This is a genomic window from Streptomyces sp. NPDC058880, assembly GCF_042742535.1.
GTDB lineage: Bacteria > Actinomycetota > Actinomycetes > Streptomycetales > Streptomycetaceae > Streptomyces.
The window spans coordinates 15,402-28,171 of the sequence record NZ_JBHYMC010000061.1 but is presented as its reverse complement, the minus strand read 5'-3'; the positions used below and the strand labels follow the sequence as shown (position 1 = coordinate 28,171).

The window sequence follows — 12,770 nt, the reverse complement described above, 5'->3', positions numbered from 1 at the left end:
GCGCGCGGGCCGTGTTGCTGTAACGAGCATGAGCACCAGGAGAGGGACGGCGACGATGACCATGGACCTGTTGTGCACACACATCGATCAGATACGTCCGGTGAAGCCCACCGCGGTGGGCTGTGAGGAGTGCCTCCTCGCCGGCGACACGTGGGTGCACCTGAGGCTGTGCCTGAGCTGCGGACACGTCGGGTGCTGCGACTCGTCGAAGAACCGTCACGCCACCCGGCACTACCGGACCACCGAGCACCCGATCGCGGCCTCCCACGAGCCGAACGAGGACTGGGCCTGGTGCTACGCCGACCAGCTGATGCTGGACCCGGCATGAGTGCGGCCCGGGAGAGCTCCCCCGCGCCCGCCGCGCCCGCCCCGTCGCCGGCCGCCACCGCCGAGCGCGCGGAGAGCCGTAAGCCGGTGATACTGGCGGTCGACGACGACCCGCAGGTGCTGCGCGCCGTACGCCGCGACCTGCGCAGCGCCTACGGCGACCGCTACCGGGTGCTCGGCGCCTCCTCGGCCGCCGACGCCCTGAAGATCCTCGACTCCCTCGACGAGCGGGGCCATGACCCGGCACTGTTCCTCGTGGACCAGCGCATGCCGGACGTGACCGGCGTCGAGTTCCTGCTGGAGGCGGTCAGCCGCTTCCCCGACGCCCGCCGGGTGCTGCTGACCGCGTACGCCGAGACCGACGCGGCGATCACCGCGATCAACCGGGTCCGGCTGGACTACTACCTGCTCAAGCCGTGGGACCCGCCGCACGAGCGACTCTTCCCCGTCCTGGACGACCTGCTCTCGGACTGGCTGGCGACCTACCGCCCGGCCTACGACGGGATCATCGTCGCCGGTCACCTGGTCTCCCCGGGCACCCACGCCGTACGGGACTTCTTCACCCGCAACGGCCAGCCGTTCCGCTTCCTCAACGTCGAACGGGACCCCGAGGCGCTGACCCTGATCGCCGCCCAGCCCGACGGCGCCCTGCCGCTGGTCCGCTTCCCGGACGGGGCGGTGCTCTCGGCGCCGACCGACACGCAGCTCGCCCGGCACCTGGGCCTGGCCACCACCGCCTCGCGCCCGCACTACGAGTGCGTCATCGTCGGCGCGGGCCCGGCGGGCCTGGCGGCCGGTGTCTACGCGGCCTCCGAGGGCCTGTCCACGCTGATGCTGGACTCCCGTGCCCCGGGCGGCCAGGCCGGCACCTCCAGCCTGATCGAGAACTACCTGGGCTTCCCCTCGGGCCTCTCGGGCGGCGACCTGACCCGCCGGGCGACCATCCAGGCCTCCCGGTTCGGCGCCGAGATCCTGCACCCGGTGGAGGTGGTCTCGCTGACCCGCGACGACCCGGCGAAGATCCTCACCCTCGCCGACGGCACGGAGATCTCCGCCGAGACGGTCCTGCTCGCGACCGGGGTCTCGTACAACCGCCTCGACGCCCCCGGAGCCGAGCGCTTCGAAGGGGCCGGCCTCTACTACGGCGCGGCGACCACGGAGAGCTCGGCCTGCATCTCGCAGCACGTGTTCATCGTCGGCGGGGCCAACTCGGCGGGGCAGGCCGCCGTGCACTTCGCCAAGTACGCCGCCCGGGTGACGATCCTGGTCCGCGCGTCCTCCTTGGACGCGAGCATGTCCCGCTACCTGGTCGACGAGATCGAACGCACCCCGAACATCGAGGTCAGGGTGCGCACCACGGTCGTCCGGCTGGACGGCGAGGAGCACCTGGAGCGGCTGACCCTCCACGACGCGGAGACCGGCCGGGACACCGAGGTCCCGGCGCGCTTCATGTTCACCTTCATCGGGGCCCGCCCGCACACCGACTGGCTCGCGGGCGTGCTCGAGCGGGACGAGTACGGCTTCGTCCTGACCGGTTCGGACCTGATCGCGAACGGCGGCGAGCTCCCGGCCGAATGGAGCCTGGAACGTGCCCCCTACCCGCTGGAGACGAGCGTGCCCGGGGTCTTCGCTGCGGGCGACGTCCGCGCCCATTCGGTCAAGCGGGTGGCTTCGGGTGTGGGCGAGGGGGCCATGGCGGTCTCTCTGATCCACCGCTACCGCTCGATGGGCTGAGACGGGCCGGGTGGGCTGAGAGCGAACGCTGTGCCCTTGTGATCAAGGGCACAGCGGATGCAACGTTGATTACATGATTACTGCCGAACAGAGCGAACAGCTCCGCGCGTGGTTCGCCGAGCGCCTGCCGGTGGACGTCTACGAGTCCCTCGACCCGGTCACCGCCGACCGTGAGGAGATCACGGTCGTCGGCGTCATACCGGCGGCCGAGTCGGTCCGGGAGTTCCGCGAACGCACCCGCGAACAGCGCATGGAAGTGGCCCGCGAGGCCGAGGAGCTCTACCGCCGCAAGGTCGCCTGGGGCGTCCGGGTGGGTGACGAGACGACCCTCTTCACCCACCTCGCCGTGCCCGTCATGACCCGGCTGCGCCAGTCCGAGCGCCAGGTCCTCGACACCCTGGTCGCCGGCGGCGTGGCCCGCAGCCGGGCCGACGCGCTGGCCTGGTGCGTCCGCCTCGTCGGGCGCAACACCGACAGCTGGCTGACGGAGCTGCGCGACTCCCTCGATCAGGTCGGCCGGGTCCGCGCGCAGGGGCCCGACGTCACCGGGACGACCGACTCCATGAAGTCCGGGTCCGAATGACGAATCCGCCCCACGGCGCCGTGTGATCGCGTAAGGCTGGCCGAGACCTACACCCAGGGAGAGGTACGCACCATGACGACCACCGTCGAATACATCCGCTACCGGATCGCATTGGACGACCAGCAGGCCTTCGAGGACGCGTACGCCCGGGCGGCCGAGTCCCTGGCCGCCTCGCCCGAGTGCCTCGACTACGAACTGGCCCGATGCGAGGAGGAGAAGGAGCGCTACATCCTCCGGATCCGCTGGACCTCCATCGAGGACCACCTGGGCGGGTTCCGCAAGGGAGAGCACTTCCCGGCCTTCTTCGCCGCGATCCGTCCGTACGTGGCGGCCATCGAGGAGATGCAGCACTACCTCGTGACGGGCGTCGTGGGCACCGGGAAGGGCGCCGGACAGCGATGAGCACCACACCTACCATCTACGAGTGGATGGGCGGGGCGGAGGCGATGAACCGCCTCACGGACGCCTTCTACGCCCACGCCCTCCAGGACGAGATCCTTGCCCCGGTCTTCGCCGGTATGGACTCGGAGCACCCCCAGCACGTCGCGGTCTGGCTGTCGGAGGTCTTCGGCGGGCCGGCCGACTACACCGCCCGGCACGGCGGCCACCAGCACATGGCCACCAAGCACCTCGGCCGGGCGATCACCGAGGAGCAGCGCCGCCGGTGGGTGGACCTGCTCATGGACACCGCCGACGAGGTGGGCCTCCCGGCGGACCCCGAGTTCCGTGGGGTGTTCGCCTACTACATCGAGTGGGGCACCCGCATGGCCCTGATCTACTCGGGCCCCAACCCCCCGCCGGTCGACGCGGCCGAGATCCCGGTCTGGTCCTGGGGCCAGACTCCGCCCTGGATCCCGAAGACGGACTGACGACGACGCGACCGGGTGGCTCGGGGCCACCCGGTTCGCCGCGCTCCCCTCCGGCCCGCCCCGTCAGCCCCGCCGGCGCCCGGGGCGCGGCGTCCGGGGCGGAGCCCCGGCAGCCCGCCGGTGCCCGCTCTCCGGCTCCGACTCGTCCAGCACCACGGTGAGCCCGGAGTTCCCCTCCCCCGAGCCCCGGTCGCGCCAGAAGTCCACCGCTTCCTCCAGGACGTCCACGAACGTCTCCCATTCCGAAGGCCTCGCGCCGGCGTACCCGCGCCACGACGTCACGGCGACCAGTCGCCCCGCGGCCCCAGCCTCCGGCAGCCAGGACAGATCGCGCAGCGCATCCGCGAGCGCGTCCCAGTTCCCGCCGAACCACCGCGGCAGCCGCAAGGCCTCCTCGCACCGCGCCATCAGCCCGGACTTGTCCCGTACGCCGTCCAGGTCCAGCCGTACCGTCGGCCGGCCCGCGGCCTCGGCGGCGGCGAGGGCCGGGGCGAGCGGCTGTGGGTGCAGGGTCATCGGAGAACCGCCTTGAAGGTCTGGTAGTGGTCGTCCGTGTAGTAGAACTCCCCGCCCTCACCCGTCACGATCCGCCGGGCCCCCCGGTCCCGCTCCCCCGGCGTGCGCACCGTGAACTCGTGGTAGTAGCCGCGCTTCTGGCGCGGCAGCACCTTCTCGAAGTTCCCGAAGACGGTACCGTCCTGCCGGTACGGGTACGGACCGCCCCGGTCGATGAGCGCGAGGACGTCCACCGCCTGCCGGGGCAGCGCGTCGGCGCGCACGACGGCCATCCCCCGCGCCCAGCCCGGAACCGCATCGGGCGCGGCGGTGGATGCCGCGCTGGGGTCGGTGCTGCCGTTCGCGACGGCGGGGCCGGGCTTCTGGGTGCCACAGCCCACCGTCGCGACGAGCGCGGCACAGAGGAACACCGCCCCCAGCGAACGCAGCAACCATCGGGGCACGTTCCGGAAGATCATGCAGCGATCGTGTCAAACATGCGATTCGTCCGCGAATCGCCCGGTCGTGTCAGAGCACGGCCATCTTGCTGTAGGGACTCAGGATGCGCTTCTGGACGGCACCGAAGTCGACGAGAACGGCGATCCCCTCCTCGATACCGACGACACGGCCGAGGCCGTGCTCGTCGTGAGTGACCCGGTCGCCGACGCTGAACTGCCGGATCGGCTGTTCTACACGGGCTTTGAACGGGCTGGACGGCAAATGGCGGCGAGGAACTGCTGATTTTGTCATCGGAATCAGTATGCGCCCGGCGGGCCACCGCGCGGCGACACTTCGGATCTCGATCCGGGCACCATCCGTGCACCGGCACCCCGGCACGGTGTCCGTACGCGGTGTCCCGAGCCGCCCTACAGGTCGTCGGGGTCGGCCCGGTCCAGCGCCGGCCGCAGCCCCGGAGCCGACTCGGTCAGCAGGTAGTCGGCGACGGCGGTGTCCGTGACCAGGCTGGTCACCAGCCCTGATCTCAGCACCGCGCCGATCGCGGAGGCCTTGCGCAGGCCGCCCGCGATCGCCACCACCTCCGGGATCCGGCGCAGCCGGTCCGCCTCGACCGTGATGCACCGCTCGCCGAGGTCCCGACCGACCCGCCGGCCCTCAGCGTCGAAGAGGTGGGCCGACATTTCGGCGGCGACACCCAGCGAGGCGTAGTGGGCGCGTTCCTCGTCGGTCAGCATGTCGTGGACGGTCGAGATGCCCGGCTCCCACGAACCGATGGAGACGGCCGCGACCGTGACCTTGTCGAAGTAGTCGAAGGCGCGGGCGATCCCGGTCTGGCTGCGCAGCGCCGCCGCCGTCGCGGGGTCGGGCAGCAGCATGGGCGCGTAGATCGGGTGCGCGTCCCCGCCCGAGACCTGCGCGGCCCGGCGCACGGCCTCGACCGAACCGCGCTCCGCGGTCCCGGCGTCGTACACACCGGTCAGCTGGACCACGGTGCACTGCGGCAGGCGGTGCAGGGAGGCGGCCATGTGGATGGTCGACCGGCCCCACGCGAGGCCCAGCACGTCCCCCTCACTGACCAGTTCGCCCAGCAGGTCCGCGGCGACGGCGCCCAGGTTCTCGGGGTCCGGGGCGTCCTCGGTGGCGTCGGCGGGCGACTCCACCACGACGGCGTGCCGGAGGCCGTACCGGGCCCGGAGCGCGTCCGACCGCTCCGCGTCGAGCTCGGCCGGTACCCGAATCTCGATCCGTACGAGGTCGCGTTCGAGGGCGGTCTCCAGGACCCGGGCCACCTTGAAGCGGCTCACGCCGAACTCCTCGGCGATCTGAATCTTGGATTTGCCCTCCAGGTAGAAGCGGCGGGCCATGGCCGCCGCCTGCACCAGCTCCGCGGGTCCCATCCGCAGGGCTGACCGTCCCGCCGACATTGCAGACACCGCGCTCTCCTCACTGCTGTTCACACTCTCGACTCGCCGTTCATCCTGTCAGATCCGACGGCCGTTGATCAGCCTGGACAGCTCCCGTTCACCGAGCTGTTCATCAACCCTTGGTTCAGTGGTCGCACGCCCACGGCGCCGCGGCGATCGCCGCACCCGCCTGGTCACGCAGCGTACGGACGGCGGCCGCCGGATCCACCGCTCCGTAGACCGCGCTGCCCGCGACGAAGACGTCCGCGCCGGCTTCGGCACAGCGCTCGATGGTCGAGGCCGACACCCCGCCGTCGACCTGGAGCCACAGCTCCAGACCGTGCTTGGCGATCAGCTCCCGGGTACGGCGGATCTTGGGCAGCATGATGTCGAGAAAGGGCTGGCCGCCGAAGCCCGGCTCGACCGTCATGATCAGCAGCATGTCGAGCTCGGGGAGGATGTCCTCGTACTGCTCGATCGGCGTCGCGGGCTTGAGGGCCATGGAGGCCCGCGCCCCCTTGGCCCGGATCTCCCGCGCGAGGCGTACGGGCGCCGCCGCGGCCTCGGCGTGGAAGGTGACCGACCCCGCGCCCGCCTCCACGTACTGCGGGGCCCAGCGGTCCGGGTTCTCGATCATCAGGTGCAGGTCCAGCGGGATGTCCGTGGCACGGCTCAAGGACTCCACGACCGGCATGCCGAGGGTGAGGTTGGGGACGAAGTGGTTGTCCATGACGTCGACGTGCAGCCAGTCGGCCCCCTCGACGGCCTTCGCCTCCTCGGCGAGACGGGCGAAGTCGGCGGACAGGATGCTGGGATAAATCTGAGCGGCCATGCCCCAAGCCTGCCATGCCTGCGGCCGGTTCCGGCCATGGCCCCGCACGTCAGGATTTCCGTAGCAACGCTAAAGCAATGATCAAGAATATGTGAATTCTGCTTATGGATCAACTTCGGCCCGGCCCCGCCTCCGCGGATGCCGGAGGACCGGCCCGCGTGGTCACCGCGAACCGCACGGCCCCGGTAGCCGATGCCGCAACCTGTGCGACCGTGCGCTCTTCGGGGTGGCGGGCCACGAAAAACGGGAGACCCTCACGCGTCGGCATCGGCCGGGGCGCCATGCCGTCCACCGCCCGGTGGACGATCTCCTCGGCCCGGTCGGACCCGCTCAGCGGGAAGGACGCCCCGGCCCGCAGTGGATGCGGCCGTCCGGTTCGACCCGGGTCGGCGCTGATCCGCGGGAGAACTACGCCGTACGCCTCAGCAGGGCCAGGTACATCGCGTCCGTCCCGTGCAGGTGCGGCCACAGCTGGACGTCCGGGCCGTCACCGAGGCCGGGGACACCGGCCATGAAGGGCCTGGCGTCGACGAGTTCGGCGGACACCGGGGCGTTGCCGGCGCCGCGGCCCTTGAGGACGTCGTCCACCACGACCCGAGTCTCCGCCAAATGCGGCGAGCACGTCGCGTAACCGACGACCCCGCCGACCCGCACCGCCGACAGCGCCTGCCGCAGCAGCCCGCGCTGCAGCGGGGCGAAGCCCTCCAGGTCCTCCGGGCGTCGCCGCCAGCGGGCCTCCGGGCGGCGGCGCAGCGCACCCAGGCCGGAGCACGGCACGTCCATCAGGACGCGGTCGAAGGAGCCCGGCAGCCACGCCGGACGGGTGCCGTCCGCCGTGATGACCTGGTACGGGCCCGGGTTGCCGGAGAGAGCCCGCTCCACCAGACGGGCCCGGTGCGGCTGCTTCTCGGAAGCCAGCAGGAATGCCCCGCGCTCGGCCGCGAGCGCGCCGAGCAGGGCCGCCTTGCCGCCCGGCCCGGCGCAGCCGTCCAGCCAGCGCTCGTCACGGCCCTCGACGGGCACGGCCGCCAGGGCCATCGCCACCAACTGGCTGCCCTCGTCCTGGACGCCGGCGCGGCCCTCGCGCACCGCCTCCAGCGCGCCCGGCTCACCTCCCTCGGCCATCCGCACGGCGTACGGCGACCAGCGCCCGGGGAGCGCCGACTCCTCGCCGACCGCCGCCAGCAGCTCCTGGGGCGTGGACCGGCCGGGCCGGGCCACCAGCGTGACCTCGGGCCGCTCGTTGTCGGCCTCCAGCAGGTCCTCGATCCCGGCGCGCCCGCCCCCCAGCGCGTCCCACAGGGCGCTGACGACCCACCTGGGGTGCGAGTGGTAGATGGCGAGGTGCTCCTCGGCGTCGTCCTCGTACGGCGGCGCGACCCGCTCCAGCCAGCCGTCCAGGTCGTGCGCGGCGATCTTCCGCAGCACGGCGTTGACGAACTTGGCGCGTCCGTCCCCGAGCACCACCCGGGCCAGCTCCACGCTGGCCGAGACGGCGGCGTGGGTGGGGATCCGGGTGCCGAGCAGCTGGTGCGCGCCGAGGGAGAGGACGTCCAGCACCGGCGGGTCGACCTCGCGCAGCGGGCGGTCGATGCAGGCCCTGATGACCGCGTCGTAGGTGCCCTGGCGGCGCAGCGTCCCGTACACCAGCTCGGTGGCCAGCGCCGCGTCGCGCGCCTGGAACGCCTCGTCCTGGCGGGCCTTCCTGAGGAGCGGCGGCAGCACGAGGTTCGCGTAGGCGTCGCGTTCGTCCACCGCCCGCAGGACCTCGAAGGCCAGCATCCGGACGGGGTCCTTCTGGGGCCGGCGGTAGGGCTTGGCCTGCTTGCCGCCCGCTCCTGCGGGGGCGGGCCTGCGGCGGGGCTGACGGGGCTGTTCGCTCACGTGAAAGGTGCTCCGGATATACGAGTGCTACGGGTGCTACAGGTGCTACGACTACTGCGGGTGGACCGTGCGGGGAGGACGCCGTGTGTCTGCGGCACGGCCGCACTGTTCAGCCTACGTCGGCCCCGCCGAGCCGCTCACCGGGGGCGATCCGCACCCCGCGCGCCCAGTCGGCGGCGCGCATCGGCTTCTTCCCCTGCGGCTGGACCCAGAGCAGCTCGACGGCGTGGGAACCGGTGCCCGCGTACACGTTGTTCTTGGCGGCGGACAGCACGCCGGGCCGCAGGTCCGTACGGTCGGCCACCATCCCGAGGGAGATCAGCTTGAGCCGCTCCCCGCGGAAGACGGTCCACGCGCCCGGGGCCGGCGTGCAGCCGCGCACGACGCGGTCGGCGCGCATCGCGGGGGCCGTCCAGTCGATCCGTGCGTCCTCCACCGTGATCTTGGGTGCGAGGGAGATCCCGTCGAGGGGCTGGGCGACGGCGCGCAGGGTGCCGTCCTCGATGCCGTCCATGGTGGCGGCGAGGAGGCCTGCGCCGGCGAAGGCGAGGCGGGTGAGCAGGTCGCCGCTGTTGTCGGTGGGCCGGATCTCCTCGGTGAGGACGCCGTAGACCGGGCCCGAGTCCAGGCCCTCCTCGATCTGGAAGGTGGAGGCGCCGGTGAGCTGGTCGCCCGCCATGATCGAGTGCTGGACGGGTGCCGCTCCGCGCCAGGAGGGCAGGAGCGAGAAGTGCAGGTTGACCCAGCCGTGGCGCGGGATGTCGAGGGCGCTCTTGGGGAGGATGGCCCCGTAGGCCACGACGGGGCAGCAGTCGGGGTCGATCTCGCGCAGCCTGGCCTGGAACTCGGGGTCGCGCGGCCGGGTGGGCTTGAGGACCTCGATGCCGGCTTCCTCCGCGCGTTCGGCGACCGGGCTGGCGACCAGCCGGCGGCCGCGGCCGGCCGGTGCGTCGGGCCGGGTGACGACGGCCGCGACCTCGTGCCGCCCGGAGGCGATCAGGGCGTCCAGGGCGGGTACGGCGACCTCGGGGGTGCCTGCGAAGACGAGCTTCACTGGGGGTCCTACCTCGCTATGTCGGCTGTCAGCAGCGCACCAGTCTATGGGGCGTCAGCCGGACGCCCCACCTGTGGTGCCGAGGGGGCGTGCGTACAAGCGCGCGCCACTCGCATATGCCGACACGCCCCCACAGCGTGACCTGCACGACGGGTGGCGCGTTGGTCAAGAGAGATTGACCGAAACGGGCCGCGTGTGAACGATGTCTGCGGCCCGGTCCGCCCTTCAGCACCGGTTCGAGAGGCTTCTTCATGGCCGACCACGCCACCCACGACGCCCAAGCCCGGGCCAGCCTGCACCTCCTGGTACGGGACATCGAGCGGGTTCGCCGGCAGGTGGACGCCCTGCGTACGCTCACCGCCCAGCTCGGCAACGTGTACCGCCCGCGTCGCTCGGGCCCCTCCACGGGCTTCGTCGTCTACGGCCGGGCGCCCGCGCCCACCGTCCGCCTCGCCCAGGAGCTGCGGGACAGCGTGGAGACGCTGGTCACCGCCGCGGTGGACTTCGACCGCTCGCTCGGCTTCTCCTGGGACGCGGTCGGTTCGGCGCTCGGTGTCACCAAGCAGGCCGTGCACCGCCGCTACGGCGCCCGCCGCGCGCAGTCGGCGGAGGCGGCGGAGCCACTGGCCGAAGGGACGGCCACCCGCACCATGGGGCCGCTGCCGACCGTTCCGGCCGCCCGTTCGGTGCCGCCGCAGCCGGTGCGCGAGGAGGCGCAGGCCACCGCCGGCTCCGCCGGGCGCGGTCTCGGGGACGCTCCGCGCTCCCCCGCCCTGCCCGGTCCGCGCAACGGCTGACGCCGTCCTGCCGCCGGGACGCCGACCCCCGACGGCCGGCCCCGGGCCGCCGCGCACGAGTCCGCCCCGGTGGGGACGCCCCTGCGGCTCCCCGCCGGGGCCTCGACCTTCCCGGATGCCATGCCTCCCCTCGGCCCCGCGTGCGGCCTGCGAAGCCGCCCCGGCCGCGGGCGGCGGCCGTCAGCCGATGTCCGACGGGTCGATTCGCACCCGCACCGCGTCCGCCGCCGGGACACCGCGGGCCAGGCGCGCCGCCTGGGCGGACTTCAGGGCGGCCGCGAGGGCCGCTCCGCTGCCGGGCGGGACCCTGACCAGGGCCCGCTCCCCCGGGGACGGCTCCCCGCGCCGTCCGGGCAGCGGCACCGGGCCGAGGATCTCGGCATCGGGCGGCAGCCCTGCTCCCGCCAGGAATGCCTCCACCGCTTCGCCCCGACCTGCGACCGCGGCCATCCGGGACACGGGCGGGAAGCCGAGCTGGGCCCGCTCCGCGAGTTCCCGTACGGCGTGCCCCACCGGGTCCCACCGGACGAGGGCCTGCACGGGCCGCAGCGTCGGCTCGGCGACCACCACGACCTGGCCGTCCGCGCGGACGAGGGAGGCGGCGGCGATCCAGCGCCGCAGGGCGTCCTCCCCGGCCCGCAGGTCGGGGCGGGTGAGCATGGCCCAGCCGTCGAGCAGCAGCGCCGCGGCGTATCCGGCGCCCGCCGCGACCGGCTCGGCGCCGGGGGTGCTCACCACGAGCGCCGGCCGGTCCGGCACCTCGTCCAGGACGTGATCGCGGCCGGAGGTGCGCACGGGCACGGCCGGGAAGGCCCGCCCCAGTTCCTCGGCGGTGCGGCGGGCGCCGACGACCTGCGCACGCAGGCGGAAGGACCCGCATTCCCCGCAGTGCCAGGACGGCTCGCCCCGGCCGCACCAGCCGCACGTCAGGTCCCGTGCGTCGGGGGCCTCCAGGGGGCCGGCGCAGACGGTGCACCGGGCGGGTGTCCGGCACCGCTCGCACGCCAGGCGGGGAACGTACCCCCGGCGGGGCACCTGGACGAGGACGGGACCGGACGTCAGCCCCTCCCGTACGGTCTCCCACGCCAGGCTGGGGAGCCGCGCCGCGCGGGCCGCCTCGTCCCGGGCCAGCAGTTCGTCGCCGACGGTGCGGATCCGGGGCGCTGCGGCCCGGACGGTCTCGCGGGCCGCCACGAGTGGGCGGGCCCAGCCCGACTCGACGAGTTGGGCGGCCTCCACGGTGCAACTGGTGCCGCCGGCGAGGAACGCGCAGCCGTCGCTGACCGCGCGCAGTTCGAGGACCTCGCGCACGTGCGGGAACGGCGCCCGGTCCTCGCTGTGGCTGGAGTCGCCGTCGTCCCAGATCGCGACCAGGCCGAGGTCGCGGACGGGAGCGAACATGGCGGCCCGGGTGCCGATGACGGCGCGGACCGAGCCCCGGTGGACGGCGAGCCACTGGCGGTAACGCTTCTCGGGACCGGACTCGGCGGTCAGCAGGGCGTGCCGTCCTTCGCCGAGCAGGGAGGTCAGGGCGGCGTCGACCCGGCCGGTGGTCCGGCCGTCGGGGAGCACGGCGAGGGCACCACGGCCGGAGGCGAGGGTGGCGGCCATCGCCCGGGCGAGTTCGTCGGCCCAGCCCGGGCCGGGCAGGGCGGTCCACACGGCGCGCGGTGCGGCGCCGCCGGCGAGGGCGCGCAGGAAGCCGGGACCGGCACCGTAGCGCTCCCAGCCGCCGGGGCCGGGGGCCGCGGGCGGCGGCAGCGGCTCCGGGGAGGGCTTGGCCTCGGCGCGGGCGTTGCGTGGGGGCAGGGCGAGCTGGAGGACGTCGGCGAGGCTGCCGGCGTAGCGGTCGGCGACGGCCCGGGTGAGGGCGAGCATGCGCGGGCCGAGCACGACCTCGGGCGAGACCACTTGGGCGAGGGCGGCGAGCGCACCGTTGTAATCGGACTCGGCAAGGCGCTCGACGATGAAACCGTCGATGAGGCCGCCGCCCTCACGGCGGCCTCCGTGCACCTGGTGGGAGCCCGCGCCGAAGCGGACTCGGACGCGGACGCCGGGCTGGGCGGCGTCGGAGAGCTCGGCGGGCACGGCGTAGTCGAAGGTGCGGTCGAGGTGGAGCACGCCCTTGTTCACGAGGACCCGGGCGACGGGGAGTTCTGCGGCCAGGGCGGCCCCCCGCCAGGTGCGCGGCTTCGCCTTGGGCGCCTTGGCCTTGGCCTCGGCGACCATCTCCCGGATCAGCGCGAGCTGCTCCGGTGGGGAATCGTTCGCGCTGCTCACATCAGCATTCTTACCAAACCGCGCTGACACCGGGCACACGGCCGCGGGGGCGC

14 protein-coding genes are annotated in these 12,770 nt (G+C 73.4%); 6 read left to right on the top strand and 8 right to left on the bottom strand.

The features are described from left to right. Nucleotides 1-28 precede the first annotated feature (28 nt). From ACFW2G_RS26925 to ACFW2G_RS26905, 5 genes are all read left to right on the top strand, one after another. A complete protein-coding gene (locus ACFW2G_RS26925) occupies nucleotides 29-328 on the top strand; it encodes a UBP-type zinc finger domain-containing protein (RefSeq protein ID WP_370466598.1) in 300 nt (99 codons plus the stop codon). After that, on the top strand, nucleotides 325-2,061 hold the full coding sequence (locus tag ACFW2G_RS26920; protein ID WP_384584602.1) for an FAD-dependent oxidoreductase: 1,737 nt from the start codon (nucleotides 325-327) through the stop codon (nucleotides 2,059-2,061). Before ACFW2G_RS26925 ends, ACFW2G_RS26920 begins: the two co-directional genes overlap by 4 nt. 73 nt (nucleotides 2,062-2,134) lie before the next feature. Further along, nucleotides 2,135-2,644: a hypothetical protein gene (locus tag ACFW2G_RS26915; RefSeq protein WP_384453677.1), complete on the top strand. Its 510-nt coding sequence runs from the start codon at nucleotides 2,135-2,137 to the stop codon at nucleotides 2,642-2,644. A gap of 72 nt (nucleotides 2,645-2,716) precedes the next feature. Continuing rightward, nucleotides 2,717-3,046, top strand: a complete 330-nt coding sequence (locus tag ACFW2G_RS26910; protein WP_037926179.1) for an antibiotic biosynthesis monooxygenase family protein — start codon at nucleotides 2,717-2,719, stop codon at nucleotides 3,044-3,046. Beyond that, nucleotides 3,043-3,513 (top strand): group II truncated hemoglobin, encoded by a 471-nt coding sequence (locus ACFW2G_RS26905; protein ID WP_037926178.1) that lies wholly within the window; start codon nucleotides 3,043-3,045, stop codon nucleotides 3,511-3,513. The genes ACFW2G_RS26910 and ACFW2G_RS26905 overlap by 4 nt, the downstream gene beginning before the upstream one ends. Nucleotides 3,514-3,576: 63 nt before the next feature. Here the strand turns inward: ACFW2G_RS26905 and ACFW2G_RS26900 are convergent, their stop codons facing one another. The 7 genes from ACFW2G_RS26900 to fmt form a co-directional block, all read right to left on the bottom strand. Next, nucleotides 3,577-4,029: a barstar family protein gene (locus tag ACFW2G_RS26900; protein WP_384453670.1), complete on the bottom strand. Its 453-nt coding sequence runs from the start codon at nucleotides 4,027-4,029 to the stop codon at nucleotides 3,577-3,579. Next, nucleotides 4,026-4,487, bottom strand: coding sequence for a ribonuclease domain-containing protein (locus tag ACFW2G_RS26895; protein WP_384453667.1), 462 nt, complete (start codon nucleotides 4,485-4,487; stop codon nucleotides 4,026-4,028). Before ACFW2G_RS26895 ends, ACFW2G_RS26900 begins: the two co-directional genes overlap by 4 nt. A gap of 49 nt (nucleotides 4,488-4,536) precedes the next feature. After that, nucleotides 4,537-4,758 carry a CarD family transcriptional regulator gene (locus ACFW2G_RS26890; RefSeq protein ID WP_384453664.1) on the bottom strand — a complete coding sequence of 74 codons (222 nt, stop codon included), beginning with the start codon at nucleotides 4,756-4,758 and terminating at the stop codon, nucleotides 4,537-4,539. 116 nt (nucleotides 4,759-4,874) lie between these two features. Beyond that, nucleotides 4,875-5,924, bottom strand: coding sequence for a sugar-binding transcriptional regulator (locus tag ACFW2G_RS26885; RefSeq protein ID WP_172671380.1), 1,050 nt, complete (start codon nucleotides 5,922-5,924; stop codon nucleotides 4,875-4,877). Between the two features lie 91 nt (nucleotides 5,925-6,015). Beyond that, a complete protein-coding gene (rpe, locus tag ACFW2G_RS26880; protein ID WP_030036653.1) occupies nucleotides 6,016-6,702 on the bottom strand; it encodes a ribulose-phosphate 3-epimerase in 687 nt (228 codons plus the stop codon). 408 nt (nucleotides 6,703-7,110) lie between these two features. Next, entirely contained in the window at nucleotides 7,111-8,586 is a 1,476-nt protein-coding gene (locus ACFW2G_RS26875; RefSeq protein ID WP_037926167.1) for an RsmB/NOP family class I SAM-dependent RNA methyltransferase, read from the bottom strand. A 109-nt stretch (nucleotides 8,587-8,695) separates the two neighbouring features. Beyond that, nucleotides 8,696-9,640 (bottom strand): methionyl-tRNA formyltransferase, encoded by a 945-nt coding sequence (gene fmt / locus ACFW2G_RS26870; RefSeq protein WP_037926165.1) that lies wholly within the window; start codon nucleotides 9,638-9,640, stop codon nucleotides 8,696-8,698. 251 nt (nucleotides 9,641-9,891) lie between these two features. On the opposite strand from fmt, the gene ACFW2G_RS26865 reads away from it, so the two are divergent. After that, nucleotides 9,892-10,437 (top strand): hypothetical protein, encoded by a 546-nt coding sequence (locus ACFW2G_RS26865; protein WP_384584605.1) that lies wholly within the window; start codon nucleotides 9,892-9,894, stop codon nucleotides 10,435-10,437. 180 nt (nucleotides 10,438-10,617) lie between these two features. On the opposite strand, the gene ACFW2G_RS26860 is transcribed toward ACFW2G_RS26865, so the two are convergent. After that, the gene (locus tag ACFW2G_RS26860; RefSeq protein WP_384453656.1) at nucleotides 10,618-12,717 is read right to left on the bottom strand and encodes a primosomal protein N'; all 2,100 of its coding nucleotides are present in this window, start codon (nucleotides 12,715-12,717) and stop codon (nucleotides 10,618-10,620) included. Between the last annotated feature and the right edge of the window lie 53 nt (nucleotides 12,718-12,770).

Coding starts and splice junctions, on each gene's coding strand:
- rpe (WP_030036653.1), bottom strand. CDS start 6,702: ATGGCCGCTCAGATTTATCCCAGCATCCTGTCCGCCGACTTCGCCCGT.
- ACFW2G_RS26920 (WP_384584602.1), top strand. CDS start 325: ATGAGTGCGGCCCGGGAGAGCTCCCCCGCGCCCGCCGCGCCCGCCCCG.
- ACFW2G_RS26895 (WP_384453667.1), bottom strand. CDS start 4,487: ATGATCTTCCGGAACGTGCCCCGATGGTTGCTGCGTTCGCTGGGGGCG.
- ACFW2G_RS26905 (WP_037926178.1), top strand. CDS start 3,043: ATGAGCACCACACCTACCATCTACGAGTGGATGGGCGGGGCGGAGGCG.
- ACFW2G_RS26915 (WP_384453677.1), top strand. CDS start 2,135: ATGATTACTGCCGAACAGAGCGAACAGCTCCGCGCGTGGTTCGCCGAG.
- ACFW2G_RS26890 (WP_384453664.1), bottom strand. CDS start 4,758: ATGACAAAATCAGCAGTTCCTCGCCGCCATTTGCCGTCCAGCCCGTTC.
- ACFW2G_RS26900 (WP_384453670.1), bottom strand. CDS start 4,029: ATGACCCTGCACCCACAGCCGCTCGCCCCGGCCCTCGCCGCCGCCGAG.
- ACFW2G_RS26865 (WP_384584605.1), top strand. CDS start 9,892: ATGGCCGACCACGCCACCCACGACGCCCAAGCCCGGGCCAGCCTGCAC.
- ACFW2G_RS26925 (WP_370466598.1), top strand. CDS start 29: ATGAGCACCAGGAGAGGGACGGCGACGATGACCATGGACCTGTTGTGC.
- ACFW2G_RS26910 (WP_037926179.1), top strand. CDS start 2,717: ATGACGACCACCGTCGAATACATCCGCTACCGGATCGCATTGGACGAC.